Source organism: Streptococcus sp. 10824 (assembly GCF_013276595.1).
Classification (GTDB): Bacteria; Bacillota; Bacilli; order Lactobacillales; family Streptococcaceae; genus Streptococcus; species Streptococcus pseudopneumoniae.
This window is the reverse complement of the sequence record NZ_VMLH01000008.1, coordinates 18,952-44,165: the sequence shown is the minus strand read 5'-3', so window position 1 is coordinate 44,165 and position 25,214 is coordinate 18,952. Positions and strand designations below refer to the sequence as shown.

Sequence of the window (25,214 nt, the reverse complement as noted above, 5' to 3'; positions counted from 1 at the left end):
TTTGATTTTCGAAGAGTATTAGAAGATTTTTTCATCATAAAAGACATATTATCAAGATTTTTCAAGACTTGACAATATGCCTTTCTCTAACTTTAAAGATTTTTTCCCAATCTTTATTATTCTACTCGCTAAATCTTAAAAAATAACCATCAGGATCCAAAATCGCAAATTCATGAGGGTAAATAAAGCTATCTCCCACTCGAAATTCTCTTTTAGTCAAAGGACGATGAATAGGATAGTTAGCTTCCAGCAGTTTTTGGTGGAGCTGAGGAACATCTGTAATGCCAAAGGAAATATTGACACCGCGCCCGAATGGATAGGTCAGCTGAGCTAATTCTTCTGCGCTGCCTTCTTCTAGCATAAGTTGGCAGTCTTCAAGCGAGAGGAAGAGAAATTTCTCCTCTGGACGCTCGTATTCGACAGAGAATCCTAGCAGGTTGCAGTAGAAGTGGCGTGATTTTTCGATGTCAGATACTACAAGTTCAGGAATGACAGCTTGATAGTCCATTCGTTTTCTCCTTAGAGTTCAATCTCCATGACAATGGGTGTATGGTCTTGGCGAGCACCTGAGTCAATCATATCAGATTTAGTGACCTTGTCAGTGATACGGTTACTTGTGAGCCAGTAGTCGATTCTCCAGCCTGTATTGTTGATTTTAGAAGTTTTGCTGCGTTGTGCCCACCAAGTGTAGCGTTCAGGAACATCGCCGTGAACATGGCGGAAGGTGTCTGTAAATCCAGTTGCCAAAAGGTTGGTAAATCCAGCACGTTCCTCGTCGGTAAATCCTGGTGAACGGCGGTTGCTAGCAGGATTTGCAAGGTCGATTTCATTATGGGCAACGTTGTAATCACCGGTCGCAAGAACTGGTTTTTCTTTGTCTAGTTCAGCCAAGTACTCAGCATATTTGACATCCCAGACTTGGCGTTCTTCCAAGCGTTTGAGACCATCACCAGCATTTGGTGTGTAAACCTGGGTCACGAAAAATTTATCAAATTCCAAAGTGATGATGCGGCCTTCCAAGTCCATGGTAGAAGGGGCACCGATTTCTGGGAAAGTGACAGTAGGTGTGAGTTCTTTCTTATAGAGGAACATAGTACCAGCATAGCCTTTGCGGGCAGGTTCTTGAGAAGAGCGCCACGTGTTTTCGTAGCCTGGGAAGAGTTCTTCTAAAATTTCCAAGTGTTTCTTTGTAGGCCCTTTGGCAGAAAGCTTGGTTTCTTGGATAGCGATAATATCAGCATTTTCAGCGACCAAGGTTTGTAGGACTTCTTGGGACAATTTGGCACGAGCTGAATCACTAGTTAGGGCAGCGTTTAGGGAATCAATATTCCATGAGATAAGTTTCATAAAGTTACCTTTTTCATTCAGATTATAGATTTTATTATACCAAAAAAAGGTCTATTTCCCCAACGTATGGTTTGAAAAATCACTCTTTAGACTTTATCCTGAGAAAATAAAAATTCCCTAAACTATTTAGAAAAAAATCTAAATAGCTCTTGTGTTTAGAATAGAAAGGTGTATAATGTTATTTAGAAAAATATCTAAATAGAAAGTGAAGTTACATATATGTCAAATAAGAGAACAATCCTTCTTTTTGTGGTCTTGGCTTATGCCCTTGCTTGGATAATATGGTTGGCACTATGGATAGGTGGTGTTGGTCTAAATTCTCCATGGAGTCAACTTGCTAGTATTGTAGCCATGTGGATGCCTGCGCTTGCAGTCTTTCTCTTAGGGAAAATCACGAATCAACCTAGTGGAATCAAATCTAAATTAGCCGTGAATCTCAAGAGGAACTGGCGCTTTTACTTACTAGCTATCTGGTTACCAGCAGTTATCAGTTTTTTAGGAGCGGGACTTTATTTTCTTGTATTTCCTAGCAATTTCAGCCTTGGTTTTGAATCTATTCAAGCTATTTTACAAGAAAAAGGTGTCTCTCAATCAGCCATTCCCTTATCTTTCTTGGCTTTGATTCAAATCCTAGCTAGTTTGACTTACGCTCCTTTTCTTAATAGTTTCTTTGCATTAGGGGAGGAAATTGGTTGGCGTGGCTATCTTTACCCAGTGCTAAGAGGACGCTTTTCAAGAGTCCAGACTCATGTCTTGCTTGGTCTCATTTGGAGTCTTTGGCATCTACCAATCAATTTGCAAGGCTATAATTATGGACTATCTTATTTTTCTTATCCCGTTTTAGGAGTTGTCGCCATGTTTCTATTTTGTTTTAGCCTAGGAATATTGTTAAGCTGGTTGTTGGAAAAGACAGGTTCTATCTGGGCTTCTGCCCTATTTCATGGGGCAATCAATGCAACTGCAGGTATTGGGTTACTCTTTCAATTACCAGGAGAAAAAGTTTCAAGCCTCTTGATTTTAGGCCCATCACCGACAGGAATACTATCAGTTCTACCTTGCTTAGTCCTAGCCCTGCTAATATTACAAAGGGAAAGGAGTCATTATGAGTTTTGCAAATAGTTTTAAAGCCTTATCTCATCCAGTTAGGAGAGAGATTTTAAATTTACTCAAAGCGGGTAGATTATCTGCAGGAGAAATTGCCAGTCAATTCGAGTTGACTAGTGCAACTATTTCACACCATCTCACGATTTTGAAAGCAGCAGATTTGATTCATGAAATGAGAGAGAAAAACTTTATTTACTATGAGTTAAATACATCGGTTTTAGAGGATATAATGGTTTGGTTAGCAGATCTGAAAGGAGATCATTTTGATGAAGATAAAAATCAATAAGAAATTGCTATTATTTACGAGCATTCTCATCCTACTACCTTCCCTTGTAGGTTGTGTTTTCTGGAATCAATTACCAGAGGAGATACCCACTCATTTTAATCTACTGGGTCAAGCAGATGGCTACAATCATAAAATGTCTGCTATCTTTGGATTACCGACTCTCATGCTTTTGATGCATTGGGTGCTTCTATTTTTAATGATTAAGGATCCTAAATCTAGCAATATCAGTTCAAAAATACAAGTTTTGATTTACTGGATTATTCCTTTTATATCTTGTCTATTAATGATTTCTATCTTCGGAGAATCTTTGGGTTATTCTATGATGAGTGGGCTACTAGCTCAGATTTTTATGGGAGTCGTGATGATCGTAATTGGAAATTATCTACCAAAAACACACCGAAATTATATAATCGGTATTCGACTTCCGTGGACCTTGGAGAGTGATAAAAACTGGAGAAAAACACATCGATTAGCTGGAAAAATTTGGGTATTAGGAGGATTGTTATTGTTTCTAAATTCCTTTGTGCAACTATATGTTTACTGGGTATTCTTCTTGACACTTTTCTTTGTAGTGATAATTCCTAGTGTCTATTCTTATCAATTATCAAAATTAGAATCTTGAAACAGGTATTTGAGTCATTAGTTAGAGAAGTTGGTCTGATAAGTCTATTTCCCCAACGTATGGTTTGAAAAATCATCCTCTTTTGTTTATAATTAAGAATGATTTTATGAAAGGGAGTGAAAATACATGAAATTCTACTCTTATGACTATGTACTCAGCCAAATCGGTCAGCAAAATGGTATCATGGTTGGCTTTGGGATTGTGCTCCTAGCTATCACAGGATTTTTTGCCTTCAAGGCGTATCGTGATAAAAAAGGTGACTAGATTTTGTGAATTGGTCATGATTTTTGTCTTGACTTTGATGGCCATGCTTTTGGTGACAATCTCAAAATATCAGACCAATTAAGCCTCTAACAACCAATTTCAAACTTCATTTCATAGAGGTTGTTTCTAAAGACTTGGGAGTGGATAAATCAGAAGTTTACGTCAATACTTCTGCAGTTACTGATGGAGAACTTGTCAAGGTCGGTTCAGATTTCTACCACGCCATGAACGAGAGCGAATTAGATAAGTATCTTTTAAAGAAATTAGAATTGCATCAAACAGACGTTATTGAATTGGTGAAGGTAAACAAGTGACACTCAACTGTATGGAAATTGTAATCGAACTGGCCTTGGGGCTCTTCTCACTTGTTTTGTTATCAATGTGACAGGAAAGGGGAACTTAGCACCTAACTCTGCGACAGATTAAATTCAGAATTATGTTCTCTGTGCTATCATTGGTGGGGTGATTTACAATAGTTCTATCAGCATTTTGCAGTACGAGGTGATTTTACTGATGTGGACTATTTTGGTTTTGACCCTCAAGTGGCTTCATAATATTCGTTTTGTGAAATGTTTGATTGATGGTAAGCCAACTCTCCTCATCAAACATGAGAAGATTGACCTAGAAGCCTGTCGTTCGGTTGATTTGTTTGGGGTGGATGTAACCCTCAAACTTCGTAGCCAAGGGATTTTCCAGATGAAGCAAGTTGAACGAGCTGTGCAGGAGCAAAATGACCAACTCATCGTGATCCAAATGGGAGATGAAAATCCTAAGTATCTAATTGTGACTGATGGTGTGATCCAAGTAGAAGTCTTGGAATCGCTTGGCTGTAGCGAAGAGTGGTTGATTGATAATCTCGGCAAACAAGGGCATGACAATGTAGCCAATATCTTTATCGCTGAGTATGACAAAGGTGACGTTACAGTTGTAACCTATGAATAAGAAAAACCTGGGGTCGGGGTCTCAGGTTTCCATTTGGAACTAGAAAGGAATTTTATGTCCATTATTCAAAAACTCTGGTGGTTTTTTAAGCTAGAAAAACGCCGTTATCTAGTCGGAATTGTGGCCTTGGTCTTGGTTTCTGTCCTTAACCTCATTCCCCCAATGGTCATGGGGCGAATCATTGATGCTATCACATCGGGGCAATTAATTCAGAATGAACTACTTATTTACCTATTTTACTTGCTTCTTGCGGCCTTTGGTATGTACTATCTGCGCTATGTTTGGCGTATGTATATTCTTGGGACATCCTACCGTCTGGGGCAGATTATGAGGTCTCGCTTGTTTGAGCATTTTACAAAGATGTCTCCAGCCTTTTATCAAACCTATCGGACGGGGGACTTGATGGCACACGCAACCAATGATATCAATTCTTTGACGAGTCTTGCAGGTGGTGGTGTTATATCTGCGGTGGATGCCTCTATTACAGCTTTAGTGACTTTGCTGACCATGCTCTTTAGCATTTCCTGGCAGATGACTCTAGTTGCAATTTTGCCCCTGCCTTTTATGGCATATGCGACCAGTCGTTTGGGAAGAAAGACTCATAAGGTCTTTGGAGAGTCACAGGATGCCTTTTCTGAACTCAATAACAAGGTTCAGGAGTCTGTATCAGGTATCAAAGTGACCAAGTCTTTTGGTTATCAGGCAGATGAGCTGGAGTCCTTTCAGGCAGTCAATGAATTAACCTTCCAAAAGAATCTCCAAACCATGAAATACGATAGACTCTTTGACCCAATGGTTCTCTTGTTTGTTGGATTATCCTATGTTTTAACACTCTTAGTCGGCTCTTTGATGGTTCGGGAGGGGCAGATTACAGTTGGAAATTTGGTCACTTTTATTAGTTATTTGGATATGATGGTCTGGCCTCTCATGGCTATTGGTTTCCTCTTTAATATCACTCAGCGAGGAAAGGTTTCTTACCAGCGGATTGAGAATCTTTTGTCTCAGGAATCATCTGTAAAAGACTCCGAGTTTCCTCTGGATGGTATTGAAAACGGGCGCTTGGAGTATGCTATTGATAACTTTGCTTTTGAAAACGAGGAAACGCTGACCAATATTCACTTTAGTTTGGAAAAAGGGCAAACCCTGGGCTTGGTTGGGCAGACAGGCTCTGGGAAAACATCCTTGATTAAACTCCTCTTGCGTGAGTACGATGTGGATAAGGGAGCTATTTATCTAAATGGTCACGATATTAGGGATTATCGTTTGACAGACCTTCGCAGTCTCATGGGCTACGTCCCTCAGGATCAGTTCCTCTTTGCGACTTCGATTTTAGACAATATTCGCTTTGGCAATCCTAACTTGCCCATTTCAGCGGTCGAGGAAGCGACTAAGCTAGCTCAAGTTTACCAAGACATTGTAGCCATGTCACAGGGATTTGATACGTTGATTGGTGAAAAGGGAGTCAGTCTTTCTGGTGGGCAAAAGCAGCGTCTGGCTATGAGTCGGGCTATGATTTTAGACCCTGATATCTTGATTTTGGATGATTCTTTGTCGGCCGTGGATGCCAAGACAGAGTATGCGATTATCGACAACCTTAAGGAGACGCGAAAGGACAAGACAACCATTATTACGGCTCATCGCCTCAGTGCAGTTGTCCATGCAGATTTGATTTTAGTCCTGCAAAATGGTCAAATCATCGAACGAGGCAGGCACGAAGACTTGCTAGCTTTGGATGGCTGGTATGCCCAAACCTACCAGTCTCAGCAGCTGGAAATGAAGGGAGAAGAAGATGCAGAATAAACAAGAACAATGGGCTGTATTGAAGCGCTTGATATCTTATCTCAAGCCTTATGGTCTTCTGACCTTTTTGGCACTCAGCTTTCTCCTAGCGACTACGGTCATTAAAAGTGTCATTCCCCTTGTGGCTTCCCACTTTATCGACCAGTATCTCAGCAATCTCAATCAACTCGCTGTGACAGTGTTGCTGGCCTACTATGGTCTCTATATCCTGCAAACTCTGGTTCAGTATGTCGGAAATCTTCTCTTTGTACGGGTGTCTTACAGTATTGTGAGGGATATTCGTCGCGATGCCTTTGCCAATATGGAGAAGCTAGGCATGTCTTATTTTGACAAGACGCCAGCAGGCTCTATCGTCTCTCGTTTGACTAATGATACCGAGACAATCAGTGATATGTTTTCGGGGATTTTATCCAGTTTTATCTCAGCAATTTTTATCTTTTTGACAACCCTTTATACCATGTTGGTGTTGGATTTTCGTTTGACAGCATTAGTCCTGCTCTTTCTCCCTTTGATTTTCCTTTTGGTCAATCTCTATCGTAAAAAATCAGTCAAGATTATCGAGAAAACCAGAAGTCTCTTGTCAGATATCAATAGTAAGCTGGCAGAAAATATCGAAGGAATTAGGATTATCCAGGTCTTTAATCAAGAAAAGCGCCAGCAGGCAGAATTTGATGAGATTAACCAAGAACACTTGGTCTATGCCAACCGCTCTGTAGCCTTTGATGCCCTCTTGTTGCGCCCTGCTATGAGTTTGTTGAAACTCCTAGGTTATACTGTCTTAATGGCCTATTTTGGCTACCGTGGTCTTTCTATCGGGATAACGGTCGGGACTATGTATGCTTTTATCCAGTACATCAATCGTCTCTTTGATCCTCTGATTGAAGTAACGCAAAACTTTTCAACCCTGCAAACGTCTATGGTGTCTGCAGGCCGTGTCTTTGCCTTGATTGACGAGGCAACCTATGAGCCTCTTCAAGAAAATAGTCAGGTTGAGGTTGAAGAAGGCAATATTCGTTTTGAACATGTGTGTTTCTCATATGATGGCAAACATCCTATTCTGGATGATATTTCTTTTTCGGTCAACAAGGGTGAAACCATTGCCTTTGTAGGTCATACAGGTTCGGGGAAATCTTCGATTATAAATGTCCTCATGCGCTTTTATGAATTCCAGTCAGGGAGAGTTCTCTTGGATGATGTGGATATCAGGGATTTCAGTCAAGAAGAGCTGAGAAAAAACATCGGTTTGGTCTTACAGGAACCCTTCCTCTATCATGGAACTATTAAGTCCAATATCGCCATGTACCAAGAAATCAGTGATGAGCAGGTTCAGGCTGCGGCAGCCTTTGTGGATGCAGATTCCTTTATTCAAGAACTTCCTCAGGGGTACGACTCCCCTGTTTCCGAGCGTGGTTCGAGCTTCTCTACTGGGCAGCGCCAGCTTCTTGCCTTTGCTAGAACAGTCGCCAGCCAGCCTAAAATCCTGATTTTGGATGAAGCGACAGCCAATATTGACTCTGAAACAGAAAGCTTGGTTCAAGCTTCTCTGGCGAAGATGAGACAGGGCCGAACAACTATTGCTATCGCTCACCGCCTTTCTACTATTCAAGACGCCAACTGCATCTATGTCTTGGATAAGGGACGCATTATCGAGAGTGGAACCCATGAGGAACTCTTGACTCTGGGAGGAACCTATCACAAGATGTATAGTTTGCAGGCAGGGGCCATGGCCTATACTCTTTGAAAATCTCTTTAAACCATGTCAGCTTTATCTGCAATCTCAAAGCTGTACTTTGATTTTCATTGAGTACTAGAAGGAAATCCTTCAAATTACAGATTTCTTTCACCGCCTTTTCCATTTTGTGGTATAATGAAAAATGTTGACAAATAGTATAATAAAAACAAAGGAGAACAGCATGCTGAAATGGGAAGACTTGCCTGTGGAAATGAAATCAAGCGAGGTTGAGTCTTACTACCAGCTTGTCTCTAAAAGGAAGGGTTCGCTGATTTTCAAACGTTGCTTGGACTGGGTTTTGGCCTTGGGCTTACTGGTTCTGACCTCTCCCATCTTTCTCATCTTGAGCATTTGGATCAAGTTGGATAGTAAGGGGCCAGTGATTTACAAGCAAGAGCGGGTGACCCAGTACAACCGTCGGTTCAAGATTTGGAAGTTCCGTACCATGGTGACGGATGCGGATAAAAAAGGAAGTCTAGTGACTTCTGCTAACGATAGCCGTATTACCAAGGTTGGAAATTTCATCCGCCGTGTCCGTTTGGACGAACTGCCTCAGTTGGTCAATGTCCTGAAAGGCGAAATGTCTTTTGTTGGTACGCGACCTGAAGTGCCACGTTACACAGAGCAGTATAGCCCTGAAATGATGGCGACCTTGCTCTTGCCAGCAGGAATTACCTCTCCAACCAGCATCAACTACAAGGATGAGGACACCATCATCAGTCAAATGACGGAGAAAGGTCTATCAGTTGACCAAGCCTACGTTGAACACGTCCTTCCTGAAAAGATGCGCTATAACCTCGACTATCTCCGAGAATTTAGTTTTCTTGGAGACATCAAAATCATGTTTCAAACCGTGTTTGAAGTGCTAAAATAAAGTAGTCATAAGAAAATGAGTACAGATAAAAGGAGCAAATCAATGCCAAATTACAATATTCCATTTTCACCTCCCGATATTACAGAAGCAGAAATTGCTGAAGTAGCGGATACTCTTCGTTCTGGTTGGATTACAACAGGTCCTAAGACAAAAGAACTAGAGCGTCGCTTGTCTCAATACACACAGACGCCTAAGACTGTCTGCCTCAACTCTGCGACTGCCGCTCTTGAGTTGATTTTGCGTGTTTTGGAAGTGGGGCCTGGTGATGAAGTCATCGTTCCAGCCATGACTTACACAGCTTCATGTAGTGTCATCACGCACGTGGGAGCAACCCCTGTCATGGTGGATATCCAAGCAGATACGTTTGAGATGGACTATGATCTGCTGGAGCAAGCCATCACTGAGAAAACTAAGGTGATTATCCCAGTAGAACTTGCAGGGATTGTTTGCGACTATGACCGTTTGTTCCAAGTTGTGGAGAAAAAATGTGATCTCTTTACTGCGTCAAGCAAGTGGCAAAAAGCCTTTAACCGTATCGTGCTTGTCTCTGATAGTGCCCATGCTTTGGGATCAACATATAAAGGACAACCTGCTGGTTCTATCGCGGACTTTACTTCCTTCTCATTCCACGCCGTTAAGAACTTTACAACTTCGGAGGGTGGAAGTGCGACTTGGAAGGCCAATCCAGTGATTGATGACGAAGAGATGTACAAGGAATTCCAAATCCTTTCCCTTCACGGGCAAACTAAGGATGCTCTTGCCAAGATGCAATTGGGGTCATGGGAATACGATATCGTTACACCAGCCTATAAGTGCAACATGACCGATATCATGGCTTCACTTGGTTTGGTACAATTGGACCGCTATCCAAGTTTGTTGCAACGCCGTAAGGACATTGTGGACCGCTATGATAGTGGTTTTGCAGGTTCTCGCATCCATCCTTTGGCACACAAGACTGAAACTGTCGAATCTTCACGCCACCTCTACATCACCCGTGTAGAAGGAGCAAGCCTAGAAGAACGCAACCTCATCATCCAAGAATTGGCTAAAGCAGGAATTGCAAGTAATGTTCACTACAAACCGCTTCCTCTCTTGACAGCCTATAAGAATCTTGGATTTGATATGACGAACTATCCTAAGGCCTATGCCTTCTTTGAGAATGAAATTACCCTCCCTCTTCATACTAAATTAAGCGATGAAGAAGTAGACTATATCATTGAGACTTTCAAAACAGTTTCTGAAAAAGTGCTAACTTTATCAAAAAAATGACAAACTACAGTCAAGCGAAAGTGATCCTGTCCTTAAAAAGTCTAATTGAGTGTAAAAACTGTTGTTTTCAATTGATAATAGTTTACACCTGTAGTTGAGGCTCCTTTCTCCTCAGAGAGAGAATTTTTATAGGATTTTCCTTTCTTGTGGGAGTCCCGTGGTTTGAAATAAGATGTGAGCAATTTGGTGTAGCATTTAGAATCCTTACTAGACATCATTTAGAAAATCTAGTGTCTTGTTCTAGTTTTCAATTCACCCTATTTTTTGAAAGACGTGAGTTTCCATGAGTGAGATTGTGGAAACTCGCATCTTTTTTTGTTTTCAGAATATTGTTCAAAGTTTTGTGCCTGTCTTTCATGTTCTAGTCATTCTTTTGCATGATAGAATTTATAGCATGTTGATATTATAATAATACGAATATCCCATATGTTTAGTGATGCTTGCTATACATCATTAAATCTCCTGCGAGACAATCTATAAAACACTTGTCTACGATTACCTATATGCCCTATTCCAGTATTTTAGAAGCACTGCATCTATTTTTATCGAGGTTAAATCTAGCTTTTATATAAGGTCTATTTAAGAAATATATTGTAGTGTTTTAGTTTCAATCCGCCATATGAGCGATATTCAGGTAAATATCCCTGGCGAATGCTTGTATGACAAGGTATTTGTTCTTTCATTTATAATTTACAACATATCAATAAATTTAAATATAGTAAATGGGATATTTTATATTCAAGCTAAGAAAGATAGCATCACTTTTGAATGGAAGGCTAAAGAGCAAACTAGGAAGTTGGCCATAGATAGCTCAAAACCCTGCTTTGAGGTTGTAGATATAGTAAAATGAAATAAGAAAAGGACAAATCGATCAGGACAGTCAAATCGATTTCTAACAATGTTTTAGAAGTAGAGGTGTACTATTTTAGTTTCAGTCTACTATAGAACTGACCAAGTCAGTAACCTAGACTTAGGGCAAGGCGGCACTGACCTAGTTTGAAGAGATTTCCGAAGAGTATAAATTTTAATATTTTCTTGTGTTATTCCTTGACAATTCAATTTGGAAAATATATGATAAAGATAATGACAGCGGTGTCACTCTATCTATTTTAAGAAAAGTAATAATCAATTGTTAAAAAATAGTAAAAAAATTGGAGGTTCTGATGAAATATTTTGTTCCTAATGAGGTATTCAGTATTCGTAAATTAAAGGTGGGGACTTGCTCGGTACTATTGGCAATTTCAATTTTGGGAAGCCAAGGTATTTTAGCGGATGAAGTTGTTACTAGTTCTTCACCGATGGCTACAAAAGAGTCTTCTAATGCAATTACTAATGATTTAGATAATTCACCAACTGTTAATCAGAATCGTTCTGCTGAAATGATTGCCTCTAATTCAACCACTAATGGTTTAGATAATTCGTTAAGTGTTAATAGTATCAGCTCTAATGGTACTATTCGTTCCAATTCACAATTAGACAACAGAACAGTTGAATCTACAGTAACATCTACTAATGAAAATAAGAGTTATAAGGAAGATGTTATAAGTGACAGAATTATCAAAAAAGAATTTGAAGATACTGCTTTAAGTGTAAAAGATTATGGTGCGGTAGGTGATGGGATTCATGATGATCGACAAGCAATTCAAGATGCAATAGATGCTGCAGCTCAAGGGCTAGGTGGAGGAAATGTATATTTTCCTGAAGGAACTTATTTAGTAAAAGAAATTGTTTTTTTAAAAAGTCATACACACTTAGAATTGAATGAGAAAGCTACAATTCTAAATGGTATAAATATTAAGAATCACCCTTCCATTGTTTTTATGACAGGTTTATTTACGGATGATGGTGCGCAAGTAGAATGGGGCCCAACAGAAGATATTAGTTATTCTGGTGGTACGATTGATATGAACGGTGCTTTGAATGAAGAAGGAACTAAAGCAAAAAATCTACCACTTATAAATTCTTCAGGTGCATTTGCTATTGGGAATTCAAATAACGTAACTATAAAAAATGTAACATTCAAGGATAGTTATCAAGGGCATGCTATTCAAATTGCAGGTTCGAAGAATGTATTAGTCGATAATTCTCGTTTTCTTGGTCAAGCTTTACCTAAAACTATGAAAGATGGGCAAATTATAAGTAAGGAGAGTATTCAGATTGAACCATTGACTAGAAAAGGTTTTCCTTATGCTTTGAATGATGATGGGAAAAAATCTGAAAATGTTACTATTCAAAATTCCTATTTTGGCAAAAGTGATAAATCTGGGGAATTAGTAACAGCAATTGGCACACACTATCAAACATTGTCGACACAGAACCCCTCTAATATTAAAATTTTAAATAATCATTTTGATAACATGATGTATGCAGGTGTACGTTTTACAGGATTCACTGATGTATTAATCAAAGGAAATCGCTTTGATAAGAAAGTTAAAGGAGAGAGTGTACATTATCGAGAAAGCGGAGCAGCTTTAGTAAATGCTTATAGCTATAAAAACACTAAAGACCTATTAGATTTAAATAAACAGGTGGTTATCGCCGAAAATATATTTAATATTGCCGATCCTAAAACAAAAGCGATACGAGTTGCAAAAGATAGTGCAGAATATTTAGGAAAAGTATCAGATATTACTGTAACAAAAAATGTAATTAATAATAATTCTAAGGAAACAGAACAACCAAATATTGAATTATTACGAGTTAGTGATAATTTAGTAGTCTCAGAGAATAGTATATTCGGTGGTAAAGAAGGAATTGTTATTGAGGATTCAAAGGGTAAAATAACCGTTTTAAATAACCAATTTTATAATTTATCCGGTAAGTATATATCATTCATCAAATCTAATGCAAATGAGAAAGAACCTGTTATACGTGATAGCGATGGTAATTTCAATATTGTAACGGAGAATGGGCTTTACAAAATTGTAACAAATAATTTAAGTGATAAAAACGAAAAAGAAAAAAACAAAGAGGAAAAACAATCTAATTTAAATAATGTAATTGATAGTAACCAGAAGAACGGAGAGTTTAACTCAAGTAAAGATAATAGACAAATGAATGACAAGATCGACAATAAACAAGATAATAAGACAGAAGAAGTAAACTATAAAATAGTTGGAGATGGCAGAGAAACTGAAAATCATATTAATAAATCTAAAGAAATAGTAGATGTAAAACAAAAATTACCAAAGACTGGTTCGAACAAGATTATGGAACTATTCTTAACAGTGACAGGAATTGGTTTACTTTTGACACTAAAAGGGTTGAAGTATTATGGTAAAGATAAATAAAATTTGTTCGATACAAGGAAGTTCTGTAGAAAATGAGGATACTGTAGGTTCACAAAATCAGTATTTTTGGATTATCGATGGAGCTACAGATTTATATAATTCTAAAGAGGAGATAGGTTATTCAGTCTCAGAAGTTGTACATATTTTATCAGAAAGTTTGTCGGTTAATTGTAAAGAATCAAAAACTCTTAAACAAATATTTGAAACTGCTTTACTCGAGGTTAAAGATGAAATCGGTTTAAACTCATATGAATTAACAGAGTATAGTAAAATGAAATAATAATAGGACAAATCAATCAGGACAGTCAAATCGATTTCTAACAATGTTTTAGAAGTAGAGGTGTACTATTCTAGTTTCAATATACTATATTATCGCTTACCAATATTTGCTAAACTTTCAGAAAAAAGTTGGAGTATATGATGCTAGGTGACTGCGTCATGTTAGTAAACGAAATGGAAATAACTGATCATAGAGTAGATAACTTATTTGAAAAAGGAAAAAATGAGATAAAAGATTCAATTGGTACAAGTAGTGTTTTAAATAAAAAAATTATTTTACAAAAAATCAGAAAATTATCTAATCAACCGAGTGGGTACTGGATAGGTTCGTTGGATGAGAGATTTTTAGACCATGCTATTATTAGTAAAATAGATGTTACTAGTGAACAAATTGTTTTAATGAGCGATGGCTTTTATGAATTCTATCAAAATAATCAAAATAAAACTTTTGAAGAGTTAATTAAGATGAGATTTAATTCTTCTGCTATTGATCCAATCTATGGAAAGAAGGATGATGCAAGTATTCTAGTTATTGATGTTTGATATATTGTTTAAAATATTAATTGTTATTATTGAACTTTGTTAAGAAGAGGTACCTAAATGTTAAGGTTATATTTAGAAAATGAAATTATAGAATTATCAAATAATTTAGAGACCATTTGGGTATCTGTGCTTGATAAATATGAGAAGTTATTTGAATATTTATCAAATGAAGAACGAGTAGAATTGATTAAAGAAGATTTAATCATAAATGAGTCAGTTCTAAATATTGATAAAAAAGGATTTGAGTTAATTTGTTTACAACATCCCGTTTCATATGACTTAAGAAGAATTATTAGTGTAATAAAAATATCAACTGACATTGAACGTATTGGGGATAGAATTGTTGAAATTTTAAAAAATCTACAGATTATTCAAAATAATGAAAATTTGAAGAAAATTATTTCAGAAATAAAAATACTTCATGAAGTTATCGGACAGCATATGAATAGGGCTATATCTTGTTATAGAGAGGAACAATCTGGATGTTTAGATATGGTTGTTATACAAAAACAGAATGAGATAGAAGAGCTTAGTATAAATATTGAAAAGAAAATAATGAATTACATATTTGAAGATGATGGGAATGTTTCTGAAGTAATTGGTGCTTTAGATATTATTCATCACCTTGATAAAATTGCTCATACTACGCAAGCAATTTATAAATGGATAATGTATAGAAAATATGGGAACATAAATTAGAAAGAAAAATATATGAAAACAATTATTGATAATTTTGTTGATAGAGTAATTGAATACGGAATGTATAATGAAATTGACAAAATATATGTGAAAAATAGAGTACTAGCGTTAATAGGTGAGGAGGGAACTGATCGCATTTCCGATGAAAATGACCTGAAACAAATAAAAGATTACTTAGTGGAAATCGCCTTAAAAAACGGTAAAATTAAAGATTTAATCGAGGAAAAGGAATGTTTAGGAGCAGAGTTAATGAATTTCATAGTTCCTTTACCTAGTCGATTAAACGATATTTTTTGGAGTTCATATGATATATCACCTCAAGAAGCAGTTGAAGAGTTTTATAAGTTAAGTAAAGATAGTGATTATATTAAAACTTCTGCTATTGCTAAGAATATTGAGTTTCGAGCATCAACTAAATACGGAGAGCTAGAGATTACGATAAATTTGTCAAAACCCGAAAAAGATCCAAAAACAATTGCTGCTGAAAAATTAGTAAAAGCAACTAATTATCCCAAATGTTTACTATGCATGGAAAATGAAGGATATCAGGGGCGAATAAATTATCCAGCACGTTCGAATCATAGAATTATTCGGTTGAAACTTGGTGACGAAGTATGGGGATTCCAGTATTCTCCCTACTCATATTTTAATGAGCATGCGATATTCTTGAATAGTCAACATGTACCAATGGCTATTACCTCTAAAACATTTGAACAATTATTGGAGATTGTTGATATTTTGCCAGGATATTTTGCTGGTTCAAATTCTGATCTTCCTATCTCAGGAGGCTCCATTCTTAGTCATAACCACTACCAGGGAGGGAAATATATTTTCCCAATGGAAAAAGCAAAATTTGAGAGTGAATTTCGTTTTAAAGACTTTGAGGATGTTAATGCTGGTATTGTAAAATGGCCAATGTCAGTAATTAGGTTACAAAGTGAAAATAAAAATCGATTGTTAGATTTAGCTACTAAAATTCTAAACAAGTGGAGAGAATATTCAGATTTAGAAGTAGACATCATTGCAATGACTGCAGATGTCCCACACCATACGGTGACTCCTATTGCTCGTAAAGTGGACGGAAGATATGAATTAGATATTGTTCTAAGAGATAATCATACTACTGAACAATACCCAGATGGTGTTTTCCATCCCCATCAAGATGTACAACATATTAAAAAGGAAAATATTGGGTTAATCGAAGTGATGGGACTTGCGATTTTACCACCTCGTTTGAAAACAGAGTTAGAAGAAGTTGAGAAATATCTTTTAGGAAAAGATAACGCAATTGCTGATTATCATTTAGAATGGGCCGTTCAATTGAAAGAAAAATATCCTGGACTTAAAGAGGAGGAGGTTCATAGCGTAGTTCAACATGAAGTAGGGCAAGTATTTGCGAGAGTTCTCGAAGATGCAGGTGTTTATAAGAATACTCAAACCGGACATGAAGCATTTATGAGATTTGTTAAATCGGTTGGAATTAATTAGGAGGAAGTAAAAATGGCAATATTGGTAACAGGCGGAGCTGGTTATATTGGTAGCCATACCGTAGTAGAATTACTAAATTTAGGTAAGGAAGTCGTTATTGTCGACAACCTTTCAAACTCAAGCATTTTAGTATTAGATCGTATTGAAGCAATTACAGGGCAACGTCCTGCGTTTTACGAATTAGATGTTTGTGATAAACAAGGATTGAGAAAAGTTTTTGAACAAGAATCTATTGAGGCTGCAATTCATTTTGCAGGATACAAAGCTGTCGGCGAATCCGTGCAAAAGCCTGTAATGTATTACGAAAATAATATTATGAGCACATTAGCTCTTGTTGAAGTGATGTCAGAGTTTAATGTTAAAAAGATTGTATTTTCATCGAGTGCGACTGTATACGGCGTTCACAATCAGTCTCCCCTTATTGAGACGATGCCGACAAGTGCAACGAATCCGTATGGGTACACAAAAGTGATGCTTGAACAAATTTTAAAAGATGTTCATGTAGCAGATTCAGAGTGGAGTATTGCGTTGCTTCGTTATTTCAATCCGATTGGTGCTCATGAGTCGGGGTTGATTGGAGAAGATCCATCAGGCATTCCTAACAACTTAATGCCTTTTATTGCACAAGTAGCGGTAGGTAAGCGACCAAAGCTAAGTGTTTTTGGAGATGATTATGATACGGTAGATGGTACTGGTGTTCGCGATTATATCCATGTAGTGGATTTAGCGATAGGGCATATAAAAGCTTTAGAAAAAGTATCTGAAAAAACAGATGTTTATATTTATAACCTTGGTTCAGGAGAAGGCACAAGTGTATTACAACTTGTAAATACATTTGAAAGTGTTAATAAGGTTCCAATTCCTTATAAAATAGTTCCAAGACGTTCAGGAGACGTTGCAACTTGTTATGCAAATGCAGATAAAGCATATAAGGAATTAAATTGGAGGACAACAAAATCGATTGAAGACATGTGTAGAGACACATGGAATTGGCAATCAAAAAATCCCAATGGCTATAATTGATGATACTGTTTATATGAGTGCTGTATTTTGGAAAAATTACTTAACCTTTTAATGAAATTCATATTTAATGAAAGATAAATTTTTTTAAAAAAATTTTTGAAAACGCTTGACAAAGGAAACGGTTTCATTGCATAATGTAAACATGGTGACACCGATGTCAAATATAAAAAGAAGGTCTTTATATGAAAAACTTAACAAAAATTAAGTTCAAAGAGAATGGGGAATTTAATCATTTCCCTGGGAATACAGTTGTAGCAAATCTTTATACTAAACAAGATTTGATGGAAGTTGTTGATATTATTCAATCACGTTATAGAGAATTACCATTTATCGATAAGTTTACTTTAACTCCAAGGAATTCTATTCACATGACTGTAATTGAATTGTTGTGCCATGAAAATCGTGAAACGGAGTTTTGGAGCAGTAATCTTCCTCTAGATACACCTTTACAGGAAATACATGATTACTTTGCTAAACAACTTGAAATTTTTCCATTGTTGGATGAAGAAATTCATATGCGTGTAACTGAAATGGGAAAACAAAACATACTAGTTGAACCTGCAGATGAAGCTTCTGCAAAGAGATTAGAAGAAATTCGTACTTATGTCTCAGAAAAAGCAGGTGTTCGTTTCCCTAATCATGATAGATATCAATTCCATATTTCAATTGGGTATCTTCGGATTCCTCTAACCGAAGAGGAGGAAGAAGAGTTTACTAAAGTCAGAGCAGAATTAACTGAAATTTTATTAGAGAAGATTCCAACTATTACTGTAAACCGTATTGACTATACTGTATTTGAAGATATGAGACAATTTGTTCCATATCACGAAAAATTTAAATAAAATAATAAAAAAGGAGAACTTATCATGAAAAAAATGAAAGTTTGGTCTACTGTACTTGCAACGGGAGTTGCTCTTACTACACTTGCTGCTTGCTCTGGAGGTTCAAATTCTACGACTGCTTCTTCATCTGAAGAAAAAGCTGATAAAAGTCAAGAACTAGTAATCTATTCGAACTCAGTCTCAAATGGTCGTGGTGATTGGTTAACTGCTAAAGCAAAAGAAGCTGGTTTTAATATCAAAATGGTTGATATCCCTGGCGCTCAATTAGCAGACCGTGTTATTGCTGAGAAGAATAATGCAGTTGCAGATATGGTATTTGGAATTGGTGCTGTTGATTCAAATAAAATTAGAGATCAAAAATTACTAGTACAGTACAAGCCTAAATGGTTAGATAAAATTGATCAATCTTTATCCGATAAAGATAATTATTATAATCCTGTGATTGTTCAACCATTAGTTTTAATTGGGGCGCCTGATGTAAAAGAAATGCCTAAAGATTGGACTGAATTAGGTAGTAAGTATAAAGGTAAATATTCAATTTCTGGTCTTCAAGGAGGTACAGGACGGGCAATTCTAGCAAGTATCTTAGTTCGATACCTTGATGATAAAGGTGAATTAGGTGTTTCCGAAAAAGGTTGGGAAGTAGCAAAAGAATATTTGAAAAATGCATACACTCTTCAAAAGGGAGAAAGTTCAATTGTTAAGATGTTAGACAAAGAAGATCCAATACAATATGGAATGATGTGGGGTTCTGGTGCATTAGTTGGACAAAAAGAACAAAATGTTGTTTTCAAAGTTATGACTCCTGAGATTGGTGTACCATTTGTAACTGAACAAACTATGGTTTTAAGCACTAGTAAAAAACAAGCGTTAGCTAAAGAATTTATTGATTGGTTTGGTCAATCAGAAATTCAAGTAGAATATAGTAAGAACTTTGGATCTATTCCTGCAAATAAAGATGCCCTAAAAGAGTTACCTGAAGATACGAAAAAATTTGTTGATCAAGTGAAACCACAAAATATTGACTGGGAAGCTGTTGGAAAACATTTGGATGAATGGGTAGAAAAAGCTGAATTAGAATACGTACAATAAGAAATAAGAGTTAATTTTTATGTCCAAGTCTCTCTATTATTTCTAAATTTATAGAAGAAATAAAGAGAGGCTTTTGGTTTTAGTGATAGAGGGAGTTAGTGAGATGATTAAATTTGATAATATTCAAATTAAATATGGTGATTTTGTTGCAATTGATAATCTGAATTTAGATATACATGAAGGGGAATTCTTTACTTTTCTTGGGCCTTCAGGATGTGGTAAATCAACTACTTTGAGAGCTTTGGTAGGTTTTCTAAATCCATCATCAGGAAGTATTGAAGTTAATGGAACAGATGTCACTCATTTGGAACCTGAAAAGCGTGGAATTGGTATTGTATTTCAATCTTATGCGCTATTTCCAACTATGACTGTTTTTGATAATATTGCATTTGGTTTAAAAGTTAAGAAGGTAGCTCCAGATGTTATTAAAGCTAAAGTATCAGCAGTAGCAGCAAAAATTAAGATCTCTGATCAACAGTTACAGCGTAATGTATCAGAATTATCTGGGGGTCAACAACAAAGGGTAGCATTGGCTCGTGCTCTGGTTCTTGAACCTAAAATTCTTTGTCTAGATGAACCATTGTCAAACCTTGACGCAAAATTACGTGTAGATTTGAGAAAAGAGTTGAAAAGACTTCAAAAAGAGTTAGGTATTACTACTTTATATGTTACTCATGATCAAGAGGAAGCCTTGACTTTATCTGATAGAATTGCAGTCTTTAACAATGGATACATCGAACAGGTCGGTACACCAGTAGAAATTTATCATAATTCTCAAACTGAATTTGTATGTGATTTTATTGGAGATATTAATGTTTTGACTGATGAAACAGTCCACGAAGTATTATTGAAAAATACAAGCGTTTTCTTAGAGGATAAAAAAGGATACATTCGATTAGAGAAAGTTCGATTCAATCGTGAAACTGAACAAGATTTCATTCTAAAAGGGACAATTATTGATGTTGAGTTTTCTGGAGTTACAATTCACTATACAATAAAAGTTTCTGAAAGTCAGATTCTTAATGTAACAAGTATTGATAGTCAGGCTGCTATTAGATCTGTCGGAGAAAGTGTGGAATTATTTATCACTCCATCAGACGTTCTGCAATTTTAAGGAGGTGCAGTATGCGTCATAAATTAAATTTAAAAGATTGGCTTATTCGTTTAGGGTTAATCTGGTTCTTAGTAACATTTATTATTTATCCAAACTTTGATCTAGTAGTGAATGTATTTGTAAAAGGAGGAGAATTTTCCCTTGATGCTGTACATCGTGTTCTAAAATCTCAGAGAGCACTTCAGAGTATTATGAACAGTTTTAAGTTAGCATTTTCACTCATTATTACAGTTAATATCGTAGGTATTCTTTGTGTTCTATTTACAGAGTACTTTGATATTAAAGGTGCTAAAATTTTAAAATTAGGTTATATGACTTCTTTAATTTATGGAGGAGTGGTTTTAGCGACTGGATATAAATTTGTCTATGGTCCATATGGATTGATTACAAAATTTTTACAAAATATTATCCCTTCTTTAGACCCTAACTGGTTTATTGGGTATGGTGCAGTCTTATTCATTATGACATTTTCAGGAACGGCTAATCATACATTGTTTTTAACAAATACAATTCGAAGCGTTGACTATCACACTATTGAGGCTGCTCGAAATATGGGAGCAAAACCATTTACTGTTTTCCGAAAAGTAGTGTTACCAACCTTAATTCCAACTCTATTTGCACTTACTATTATGGTTTTTCTTAGTGGTTTATCTGCAGTAGCAGCACCCATGATTGTTGGTGGTAAAGAATTTCAAACTATAAATCCAATGATTATTACATTTGCAGGGATGGGGAATTCTCGTGATTTAGCTGCCTTACTTGCAATTATTTTAGGTATTGCAACTACAATTTTGCTTACTATCATGAATAAGATAGAAAAAGGTGGAAATTATATTTCTATCTCTAAGACTAAAGCGCCTCTTAAAAAACAAAAAATTGCGTCTAAGCCTTGGAATATCATTGCTCACATTGTAGCATATGGATTGTTCACAGTTTTCATGCTTCCACTAATTTTTATAGTATTATACTCATTTACAGATCCAGTTGCAATTCAAACAGGTAACTTAACATTATCAAACTTTACTTTAGAAAATTATCGCTTATTCTTTAGTAATAGTGCGGCATTCTCTCCATTCTTGGTCAGCTTTATTTATTCTATTATTGCTGCGACAACAGCAACAATTCTCGCAGTTGTATTTGCTCGTGTTGTCAGAAAACATAAATCTCGTTTTGATTTCTTATTTGAATATGGTGCTCTACTTCCTTGGTTACTACCAAGTACACTTTTAGCAGTAAGTTTATTATTTACTTTTAATCAGCCACAATTTCTTGTCTTGAATCAGATTTTGGTAGGTGGTTTGGTAATTCTACTTATTGCATATATAGTTGTAAAAATCCCATTTTCTTATAGAATGGTACGTGCTATTTTATTTAGTGTTGATGATGAGATGGAAGATGCAGCAAGAAGTATGGGTGCTTCACCTTTTTATACTATGATGAAGGTTATCATTCCATTTATTTTACCGGTTGTTCTCTCTGTTATTGCTTTAAACTTTAACTCTTTATTAACTGACTTCGACTTATCTGTATTCCTTTACCATCCCCTAGCTCAACCATTAGGTATTACGATTCGATCTGCAGGTGATGAAACAGCAACATCTAATGCACAAGCTCTGGTATTTGTTTATACAATTGTTCTGATGATTGTTTCTGGAACTGTATTATACTTCACACAAAGACCGGGGCGTAAAGTAAGGAAATAATCATGACAGCCACTAGTCTTGGGTTATCACATATTGAAATAGTTGTCAGGATTGTTTTATCAGTAGTTATTGGTGGTGTAATTGGTTTAGAGAGAGGAAGTAAATCTCAACCAGCAGGTATTCGTACACATAGTATTGTTTGTCTGGCTGCATGTTTAATTATGATGACGAATGAATACGTATCTTATAAATTTGGTACAGGAGATCCTACACGCTTAGGTGCGCAGGTTATATCAGGTGTTGGTTTTCTTGGGGCTGGAACAATACTTATTACAGATAAAAAGAAAATAACTGGTTTAACAACTGCAGCCGGAATATGGGCTTCAGCTGGAATTGGATTAGCTATTGGAGTAGGTTTTTATGAGGGAGCTCTTTTAGTAGCCATTTCTGTTTGGGGTGTGATATCCATGTTCCAACCACTAAAAAAATATCTACGAAATCGTTCTAAAATGATTGAATTGTATATAGTGGTTAAATCTACAGAAGCCTATAATCGTGTATTGGTTTATTGTGCAGAAAATGGCATTAGAATGACTGATTCTAGAACTGCATTTGGAGATGTTAATTCTGACAGAATTGAATATTTTGATGTTCCAGACAAAAAAATCGCGTCATTTATTACTCTGGAATTATCAGGTAGATTTGAGCACCTTAAACTAATGGAAGAAATTGCTAATATTGTAGGTGTTATTTATGTCGAAGAAATTAGCTGAAATTTAGTAAACAAAGGGACAGATGTTTTTGTCCTTTTGTTTTTTAGATGTTTTAATCATCTAATTTTTGAGTAGATTTTTGCTCAGAGGTTTTTATGAAAGATTATAAAATCAATTTTGATTTAGGTAAAATAGAATATTTTGATAATAATTGTTTGATACAAGTATACAAATTTATTTCTTTTTATGATATTTATGAAATGGTGTTTGCCTTTCATTTACCTCCTGATGAGTTGATAACAAATGTTATCTTTAAAGAAAAAATTAACTCTATGTTAAAATGTTACATTGACAGGCTATTATATGTTTTTATAAATCCTACACATTTTACTGAAAAAGTTAATCTACAATTTTATGGTAGTTTTTTCTCATATGAATTTATTTGTCGTGAAGTTGGAAACATTCTTAAAAATAAAGGTGTGAAATGCAATTTAAACTTTTTTGAAGGGGAAGAATATTTGTAAAATTAATTTTGTGAATTTGTGGATCTTAAATAATTTACTAAATTCTCTTGTTAAAAAAAATTAAATATTGTATAGTAATATTAGAATGTTCGTAATGGAGGACTGAAATGAAAAATATAAATGGGAAAAAGGTAACTATTTATGATATTGCACGTTTATCAGGTTTTTCTCCAAAAACAGTTTCACGAGTTATTAATGGTGGAGTAAATGTTAAAGAAGAAACTTATCAAGCGATTCAAAAAGTTATAGAGGAATTGTCGTATATTCCAAATGCGTATGCAAAAAATTTAACTAAAAAAGAAGCTATAAATATATTGATTTCTGTAAAAAAAATCGACTCTTTTCCTTTAATTTGGTTTCAAACTTTATTAGATAAAGTTTTACAAACTTGTAAAGAGTATGGTGTTAATGCTATAGTTGAGTACTTTGGAGAGGAGGATACAATTAGTAATTCAATTATATCAAGCACAGGTAGCCTAGTAGATGGTGTTATTGTTTTTTATGAAAGTGTAGATGATATCAGAATTCAGTATTTAAAGAAGAACCATATGCCTTTTCTTGTTTTCGGTGAATCTCAAACGTCTGGAGTAGTCTATGTATCTAATAATAATTTTCAAGCTACTTATGATATGATGAAAGCTGTAACTGAAGAAAAATTTAAAAATATGTGGTTGCTTATGGGAGGAGAATCCCATGTTAATAAGGATCGTGAAAGAGGTGTGCGTTCTTTTCTGAATGATAAAAATTACTTTATGGATTTAAAAGTCATTTATGGCTTATCTACAATTGATTCAGTTTATTCTTATGCAATGCAGCACTTGACTACCCAAAATGATCCGGACATTATTTTTGTTTCAGGAGATGAAAAGGTTCAGGGCTTGATTCGTGCGTGCTATGAGAAAGGAATTCTTATTCCAGATGATATTTCTATCATTGGATTTGATAATATTCCTATTTCTCAGTATTATACTCCAGCTTTGTCTACAATTGCTCCCAATTATGTTAAATTGGCTAAAGAAATGATAGAAGGTGTTTTAGCAATTATTAAAGGGGAAAGTGTCACATCTGTTGAAGTTTCTCCTAAATTTGTTAGGAGACAGAGTTTCTAGTATTGTTTAATTCTTGAAAATCCTAGTGGAAAAGATGGAGTGTTCTAAAATAAGTTCTGTTTAGCCTCCATTCAGTTTCTATTGAGTTGGATCCAATTTCTAACAAGTGGGACATGTTCCTGTTCGATCTAAGGAAGACATGGTCACATTCGAATGATATTTTCAAAAAAATCGTAAAAAAGTCTTGACAAAGAAAAAACAAAGTATTAAAATAAGTTCAACAAATCAGAAAAGTAACTATTTTTGATCTTCAGGGAGCCTGTGGTGATTGTGAATAGGTGGTTGGAAGTAGTGAAAGTGGGCTGATTTAAAAAATGAATTTGAAACAATGAAAATTCGGTGCGCACACCTTACAGTGCAGCTTGTTGTTAGACAAGGCAGAGATGTAAAGGAGATAGTTCCTTTATAATTGAGGTGGCACCGCGTTACCAACGCCCTCACATGGAAGTAGATTCCGTGTGTGGGCTTTTTTCTATCCGTCATTTTGTTTATCTTTTATTAGGGCCTTAAGTCGCTTTGATGAACTTGAGTTTTATCTACAGCTCCTTGCCTGTTACTAAAAATAAACAAAAAGCTGAATTAATATGGAAAAAGCTAGTAATACTCAATGAAAAT

General features: G+C 35.8%; 22 protein-coding genes, 2 pseudogenes and 1 other annotated feature. Of the genes and pseudogenes, 22 read left to right on the top strand and 2 right to left on the bottom strand.

Translation table 11 applies throughout. The features are described from left to right. Positions 1-121: 121 nt before the first annotated feature. A complete protein-coding gene (locus HT701_RS01235) occupies positions 122-508 on the bottom strand; it encodes a VOC family protein (RefSeq protein WP_172931127.1) in 387 nt (128 codons plus the stop codon). Between the two features lie 11 nt (positions 509-519). Next, positions 520-1,347, bottom strand: coding sequence for an exodeoxyribonuclease III (locus tag HT701_RS01230; RefSeq protein WP_050207414.1), 828 nt, complete (start codon positions 1,345-1,347; stop codon positions 520-522). Between the two features lie 219 nt (positions 1,348-1,566). Between HT701_RS01230 and HT701_RS01225 the strand changes: the two genes are divergently transcribed. The 22 genes and pseudogenes from HT701_RS01225 to HT701_RS01115 all read left to right on the top strand — a co-directional run bounded on the left by HT701_RS01225 (position 1,567) and on the right by HT701_RS01115 (position 24,599). Next, positions 1,567-2,466, top strand: a complete 900-nt coding sequence (locus tag HT701_RS01225) for a type II CAAX endopeptidase family protein (RefSeq protein ID WP_166727826.1) — start codon at positions 1,567-1,569, stop codon at positions 2,464-2,466. Next, positions 2,450-2,737 carry an autorepressor SdpR family transcription factor gene (locus tag HT701_RS01220; protein WP_050207416.1) on the top strand — a complete coding sequence of 96 codons (288 nt, stop codon included), beginning with the start codon at positions 2,450-2,452 and terminating at the stop codon, positions 2,735-2,737. The genes HT701_RS01225 and HT701_RS01220 overlap by 17 nt, the downstream gene beginning before the upstream one ends. Then, positions 2,718-3,359, top strand: coding sequence for an SdpI family protein (locus tag HT701_RS01215; protein WP_172931126.1), 642 nt, complete (start codon positions 2,718-2,720; stop codon positions 3,357-3,359). The genes HT701_RS01220 and HT701_RS01215 overlap by 20 nt, the downstream gene beginning before the upstream one ends. A gap of 126 nt (positions 3,360-3,485) precedes the next feature. Next, positions 3,486-3,937: pseudogene (locus HT701_RS01210) on the top strand (DUF3290 family protein). After that, positions 3,934-4,565: pseudogene (locus tag HT701_RS01205) on the top strand (DUF421 domain-containing protein). The pseudogenes HT701_RS01210 and HT701_RS01205 overlap by 4 nt, the downstream one beginning before the upstream one ends. A 54-nt stretch (positions 4,566-4,619) precedes the next feature. Then, a complete protein-coding gene (locus tag HT701_RS01200) occupies positions 4,620-6,365 on the top strand; it encodes an ABC transporter transmembrane domain-containing protein (protein ID WP_119947593.1) in 1,746 nt (581 codons plus the stop codon). Beyond that, on the top strand, positions 6,355-8,106 hold the full coding sequence (locus tag HT701_RS01195) for an ABC transporter ATP-binding protein (RefSeq protein ID WP_023935646.1): 1,752 nt from the start codon (positions 6,355-6,357) through the stop codon (positions 8,104-8,106). Before HT701_RS01200 ends, HT701_RS01195 begins: the two co-directional genes overlap by 11 nt. 172 nt (positions 8,107-8,278) lie before the next feature. Continuing rightward, on the top strand, positions 8,279-8,971 hold the full coding sequence (locus HT701_RS01190) for a sugar transferase (RefSeq protein WP_138701375.1): 693 nt from the start codon (positions 8,279-8,281) through the stop codon (positions 8,969-8,971). A gap of 42 nt (positions 8,972-9,013) precedes the next feature. Beyond that, positions 9,014-10,240 carry a DegT/DnrJ/EryC1/StrS aminotransferase family protein gene (locus HT701_RS01185; protein WP_172931124.1) on the top strand — a complete coding sequence of 409 codons (1,227 nt, stop codon included), beginning with the start codon at positions 9,014-9,016 and terminating at the stop codon, positions 10,238-10,240. A gap of 1,163 nt (positions 10,241-11,403) precedes the next feature. Then, positions 11,404-13,530 carry a multi-ligand-binding adhesin PfbA gene (gene pfbA / locus HT701_RS01175; protein WP_172931123.1) on the top strand — a complete coding sequence of 709 codons (2,127 nt, stop codon included), beginning with the start codon at positions 11,404-11,406 and terminating at the stop codon, positions 13,528-13,530. Next, positions 13,514-13,810, top strand: coding sequence for a hypothetical protein (locus HT701_RS01170; RefSeq protein ID WP_000239032.1), 297 nt, complete (start codon positions 13,514-13,516; stop codon positions 13,808-13,810). Before pfbA ends, HT701_RS01170 begins: the two co-directional genes overlap by 17 nt. A gap of 158 nt (positions 13,811-13,968) precedes the next feature. Next, positions 13,969-14,352, top strand: coding sequence for a hypothetical protein (locus HT701_RS11305; protein ID WP_240152342.1), 384 nt, complete (start codon positions 13,969-13,971; stop codon positions 14,350-14,352). Between the two features lie 57 nt (positions 14,353-14,409). Continuing rightward, positions 14,410-15,051 carry a phosphate uptake regulator PhoU gene (locus tag HT701_RS01160; protein WP_000945329.1) on the top strand — a complete coding sequence of 214 codons (642 nt, stop codon included), beginning with the start codon at positions 14,410-14,412 and terminating at the stop codon, positions 15,049-15,051. Positions 15,052-15,063: 12 nt separating this feature from the next. Further along, positions 15,064-16,539 carry a UDP-glucose--hexose-1-phosphate uridylyltransferase gene (gene galT / locus HT701_RS01155; RefSeq protein WP_172931122.1) on the top strand — a complete coding sequence of 492 codons (1,476 nt, stop codon included), beginning with the start codon at positions 15,064-15,066 and terminating at the stop codon, positions 16,537-16,539. A gap of 12 nt (positions 16,540-16,551) precedes the next feature. Next, a complete protein-coding gene (gene galE / locus HT701_RS01150; RefSeq protein WP_172931121.1) occupies positions 16,552-17,562 on the top strand; it encodes a UDP-glucose 4-epimerase GalE in 1,011 nt (336 codons plus the stop codon). Between the two features lie 182 nt (positions 17,563-17,744). Continuing rightward, a complete protein-coding gene (locus HT701_RS01145; RefSeq protein ID WP_000793811.1) occupies positions 17,745-18,404 on the top strand; it encodes a DUF1868 domain-containing protein in 660 nt (219 codons plus the stop codon). A gap of 24 nt (positions 18,405-18,428) precedes the next feature. After that, positions 18,429-19,496 (top strand): extracellular solute-binding protein, encoded by a 1,068-nt coding sequence (locus HT701_RS01140; protein ID WP_172931120.1) that lies wholly within the window; start codon positions 18,429-18,431, stop codon positions 19,494-19,496. A 103-nt stretch (positions 19,497-19,599) separates the two neighbouring features. Further along, a complete protein-coding gene (locus HT701_RS01135; protein ID WP_023932608.1) occupies positions 19,600-20,610 on the top strand; it encodes an ABC transporter ATP-binding protein in 1,011 nt (336 codons plus the stop codon). An 11-nt stretch (positions 20,611-20,621) separates the two neighbouring features. After that, positions 20,622-22,313: an iron ABC transporter permease gene (locus HT701_RS01130; protein ID WP_001216169.1), complete on the top strand. Its 1,692-nt coding sequence runs from the start codon at positions 20,622-20,624 to the stop codon at positions 22,311-22,313. Positions 22,314-22,315: 2 nt separating this feature from the next. Continuing rightward, positions 22,316-23,026 (top strand): MgtC/SapB family protein, encoded by a 711-nt coding sequence (locus HT701_RS01125; RefSeq protein WP_000127548.1) that lies wholly within the window; start codon positions 22,316-22,318, stop codon positions 23,024-23,026. A 95-nt stretch (positions 23,027-23,121) separates the two neighbouring features. Next, positions 23,122-23,490 carry a hypothetical protein gene (locus HT701_RS01120; RefSeq protein WP_000656294.1) on the top strand — a complete coding sequence of 123 codons (369 nt, stop codon included), beginning with the start codon at positions 23,122-23,124 and terminating at the stop codon, positions 23,488-23,490. Positions 23,491-23,597: 107 nt separating this feature from the next. Then, positions 23,598-24,599: a LacI family DNA-binding transcriptional regulator gene (locus HT701_RS01115; protein WP_000789951.1), complete on the top strand. Its 1,002-nt coding sequence runs from the start codon at positions 23,598-23,600 to the stop codon at positions 24,597-24,599. A gap of 211 nt (positions 24,600-24,810) precedes the next feature. Further along, positions 24,811-25,041: a binding site (T-box leader), on the top strand. Positions 25,042-25,214: the final 173 nt, after the last annotated feature.

Excerpts from the sequence above, each read along its gene's own strand:
- HT701_RS01115 (WP_000789951.1), top strand. The coding sequence starts at position 23,598 with ATGAAAAATATAAATGGGAAAAAGGTAACTATTTATGATATTGCACGT.
- HT701_RS01130 (WP_001216169.1), top strand. The coding sequence starts at position 20,622 with ATGCGTCATAAATTAAATTTAAAAGATTGGCTTATTCGTTTAGGGTTA.
- galE (WP_172931121.1), top strand. The coding sequence starts at position 16,552 with ATGGCAATATTGGTAACAGGCGGAGCTGGTTATATTGGTAGCCATACC.
- HT701_RS01160 (WP_000945329.1), top strand. The coding sequence starts at position 14,410 with ATGTTAAGGTTATATTTAGAAAATGAAATTATAGAATTATCAAATAAT.
- HT701_RS01135 (WP_023932608.1), top strand. The coding sequence starts at position 19,600 with ATGATTAAATTTGATAATATTCAAATTAAATATGGTGATTTTGTTGCA.
- HT701_RS01170 (WP_000239032.1), top strand. The coding sequence starts at position 13,514 with ATGGTAAAGATAAATAAAATTTGTTCGATACAAGGAAGTTCTGTAGAA.
- HT701_RS01190 (WP_138701375.1), top strand. The coding sequence starts at position 8,279 with ATGCTGAAATGGGAAGACTTGCCTGTGGAAATGAAATCAAGCGAGGTT.
- HT701_RS01125 (WP_000127548.1), top strand. The coding sequence starts at position 22,316 with ATGACAGCCACTAGTCTTGGGTTATCACATATTGAAATAGTTGTCAGG.
- HT701_RS11305 (WP_240152342.1), top strand. The coding sequence starts at position 13,969 with ATGTTAGTAAACGAAATGGAAATAACTGATCATAGAGTAGATAACTTA.
- HT701_RS01120 (WP_000656294.1), top strand. The coding sequence starts at position 23,122 with ATGAAAGATTATAAAATCAATTTTGATTTAGGTAAAATAGAATATTTT.
- HT701_RS01220 (WP_050207416.1), top strand. The coding sequence starts at position 2,450 with ATGAGTTTTGCAAATAGTTTTAAAGCCTTATCTCATCCAGTTAGGAGA.
- HT701_RS01145 (WP_000793811.1), top strand. The coding sequence starts at position 17,745 with ATGAAAAACTTAACAAAAATTAAGTTCAAAGAGAATGGGGAATTTAAT.
- HT701_RS01225 (WP_166727826.1), top strand. The coding sequence starts at position 1,567 with ATGTCAAATAAGAGAACAATCCTTCTTTTTGTGGTCTTGGCTTATGCC.
- HT701_RS01215 (WP_172931126.1), top strand. The coding sequence starts at position 2,718 with ATGAAGATAAAAATCAATAAGAAATTGCTATTATTTACGAGCATTCTC.
- HT701_RS01235 (WP_172931127.1), bottom strand. The coding sequence starts at position 508 with ATGGACTATCAAGCTGTCATTCCTGAACTTGTAGTATCTGACATCGAA.
- galT (WP_172931122.1), top strand. The coding sequence starts at position 15,064 with ATGAAAACAATTATTGATAATTTTGTTGATAGAGTAATTGAATACGGA.
- HT701_RS01230 (WP_050207414.1), bottom strand. The coding sequence starts at position 1,347 with ATGAAACTTATCTCATGGAATATTGATTCCCTAAACGCTGCCCTAACT.
- HT701_RS01140 (WP_172931120.1), top strand. The coding sequence starts at position 18,429 with ATGAAAAAAATGAAAGTTTGGTCTACTGTACTTGCAACGGGAGTTGCT.
- HT701_RS01195 (WP_023935646.1), top strand. The coding sequence starts at position 6,355 with ATGCAGAATAAACAAGAACAATGGGCTGTATTGAAGCGCTTGATATCT.
- pfbA (WP_172931123.1), top strand. The coding sequence starts at position 11,404 with ATGAAATATTTTGTTCCTAATGAGGTATTCAGTATTCGTAAATTAAAG.
- HT701_RS01200 (WP_119947593.1), top strand. The coding sequence starts at position 4,620 with ATGTCCATTATTCAAAAACTCTGGTGGTTTTTTAAGCTAGAAAAACGC.
- HT701_RS01185 (WP_172931124.1), top strand. The coding sequence starts at position 9,014 with ATGCCAAATTACAATATTCCATTTTCACCTCCCGATATTACAGAAGCA.